We start from the raw sequence: 2,002 nt of genomic DNA, 5'->3' as shown, positions 1-2,002 counted from the left end.
CGATTGGCGATGAGCACCTTGCGCACGATTGAGGCTCCCTCCTTGAAACAAGCCGAGTTTAGGGACTGCCGACACGGCACTACGACCCGTCCCCAATGGTGAGCTTGCCCACACGGAGCGTGACGCGAGGCTTGCTCGACCCGCGAAATCCCTTGTCGCGCCGCGAGGTGCAGGACTCCTCCGGAAAACCCTAGCCGTCCCGTGTGGTCAAGGTCTCTGTGAGAGCGTGCCGCGCCCCACTCTGTTTCTTTGTGGAATCCCTACGAATGGCCCAATGATTCTTTGCCACCCGCCGGACCCTTGTCCCCAGGTTTACCGGTGAGTAGCCTTCGCGTCGGCCCGGGCGTACTCGGGGTAACAGCAGTCGTGTTCGAAAGTGGGTGGGGCCGGTGGTGCGCAGGCCGTTGGCGTGGGTCCTGGCACTCGTGCTGTTCGCCGAGGCGCTCGGCGTGGCGGCGCTGAACTGGATCCTGGGCATCCTCGTCGACCGGCAGGAGATGTCGCTGGCCGGTCTCGATCCGCACCTGATGTCGGTGTCCTCGAAGATCGGCGGAATCGTCTTCGGGCTCTACTTCGCGCTGTGCGGCCTGGTGGCCCTGCTGGTCGCCCTGCGCGACCGGGCGCCGGCCGGCTTCGGCCGGGTGCTGCTGGTCAGCGTCGCGGTGGTGCACGCCCTGCTGGGCGCGTTCGCGTGGGGGCTGGTCGGCCCGACCGCGTTCCTGGCCATGGTGGTGGTGCTGGGCCTCGTCGTGCTGCTGCTGATGACGTACGACGGCCGCCCGGGGGAGCCCGCCGGACCCGCGGACGGTCCCGGCGGCGGCTCCCCGGTCACGCCTCCGACGGCGCCCACAGCTCCGTGATGCTCACGCCCAGTTCGGCCAGCAGGCGGCGCACCAGGGGCAGGCTGATGCCGATGACGTTGCCGTGGTCGCCGTCGATGCCGTCGATGAAGGGGCCCGAACGGCCGTCCAGGGTGAACGCCCCGGCGACGTGGAGGGGTTCGCCGGAGGCCACGTAGGCGGCGATCTCCTCGTCGGTGGGATCGCCGAAGCGCACGACGGTGGAGGCGGTGGCGGAGACGTAACGGCCGCCGAGGGTGTCGTAGACGCAGTGGCCGGTCTGGAGCGTGCCCGCGCGGCCCCGCATGGCCTTCCAGCGCGCGGTGGCCTCCTCGGCGTCCGAGGGCTTGCCGAGGGCTTGGCCGTCCAGTTCCAGGACGGAGTCGCAGCCGATCACCAGCGCGCCCTTGACCTCGGGCTTCGCGGCGACGACGGACGCCTTGGCCTCGGCCAGGGCGAGCGCCAGTTCGGCGGGGGTGGGGGCGGTGACGGCGTCCTCGTCGACCCCGCTGACGATCACCTCGGGGTCCAGTCCGGCCTGGCGGAGCAGTCCGAGCCGGGCGGGGGACTGGGAGGCGAGCACGAGTCGGCGACGCGGCTGATCTGTCATGCGATCAGCGTATCGGCGTCCCCCGGCCGCCTCACCTCACGCCGATCACGAGCATCGCGAGGACCATGGCCAGCGCCATGAGAACGCCCAGCCGCCGCAGCATCGCCTGCGTGTCGCGCAGTTCTTCCGGCGGCTCGTTCTCGGGGTCGGACCACAGCATGTCTTCCATCGTCCGACCCCGGACCGAGCGGGCGCCTGAGTACGCGTACTCAACTCTCCGCTTCCCGCACGTGTTCCCGTACGGCTTTCCCCACGTGCTACGTGCTACGAGCTACGAGCCCGGCCAGTAGGTGCGGGCCCAGGCGGCCGGCCCCGGCGCGGGCAGCCGGCCGGCCGCCAGGCGGGCCGGATCGGACCAGGCATCGCGCGGCGCGGCCGCGCCGGGCGGCGCGGCGAACGCCGCCGCGGCGCGGGCGCGGACCACCGCCAGGGCGGCGGCCAGCTCCTCCGGGGTCGGATTGCCCCGGACGATCCTGATGGTCACGTCGGCTCCTCACAGGGGGATGTTGCCGTGCTTCTTCGGCGGCAGCGCGGCCCGCTTGGTGCGCAGCTG

Annotated in this window: 4 protein-coding genes; 1 reads left to right on the top strand and 3 read right to left on the bottom strand. The window is 71.3% G+C overall.

Annotation, left to right across the window (positions count from 1 at the left end; genetic code table 11):
- Positions 1 to 404: 404 nt before the first annotated feature.
- Positions 405 to 860 (top strand): hypothetical protein, encoded by a 456-nt coding sequence (locus B7L92_RS37785; RefSeq protein ID WP_174704083.1) that lies wholly within the window; start codon positions 405 to 407, stop codon positions 858 to 860.
- Here B7L92_RS37785 and B7L92_RS37780 read toward each other — a convergent pair.
- The 3 genes from B7L92_RS37780 to B7L92_RS37775 all read right to left on the bottom strand — a co-directional run bounded on the left by B7L92_RS37780 (position 829) and on the right by B7L92_RS37775 (position 1,933).
- A complete protein-coding gene (locus B7L92_RS37780; protein WP_004984093.1) occupies positions 829 to 1,449 on the bottom strand; it encodes a Maf family protein in 621 nt (206 codons plus the stop codon). The genes B7L92_RS37785 and B7L92_RS37780 overlap by 32 nt on opposite strands.
- A gap of 31 nt (positions 1,450 to 1,480) precedes the next feature.
- The gene (mmpB, locus tag B7L92_RS43310; protein WP_016824863.1) at positions 1,481 to 1,609 is read right to left on the bottom strand and encodes a morphogenic membrane protein MmpB; all 129 of its coding nucleotides are present in this window, start codon (positions 1,607 to 1,609) and stop codon (positions 1,481 to 1,483) included.
- A gap of 111 nt (positions 1,610 to 1,720) precedes the next feature.
- The gene (locus B7L92_RS37775; protein WP_081241608.1) at positions 1,721 to 1,933 is read right to left on the bottom strand and encodes an acyl-CoA carboxylase epsilon subunit; all 213 of its coding nucleotides are present in this window, start codon (positions 1,931 to 1,933) and stop codon (positions 1,721 to 1,723) included.
- Positions 1,934 to 2,002: the final 69 nt, after the last annotated feature.

Source organism: Streptomyces viridosporus (genome assembly GCF_002078235.1).
Taxonomy (GTDB): Bacteria; Actinomycetota; Actinomycetes; order Streptomycetales; family Streptomycetaceae; genus Streptomyces; species Streptomyces viridosporus.
This window is presented reverse-complemented; position numbering and strand designations above follow the sequence as displayed.

Excerpts from the sequence above, each read along its gene's own strand:
- B7L92_RS37780 (WP_004984093.1), bottom strand. The coding sequence starts at position 1,449 with ATGACAGATCAGCCGCGTCGCCGACTCGTGCTCGCCTCCCAGTCCCCC.
- mmpB (WP_016824863.1), bottom strand. The coding sequence starts at position 1,609 with ATGCTGTGGTCCGACCCCGAGAACGAGCCGCCGGAAGAACTGCGCGAC.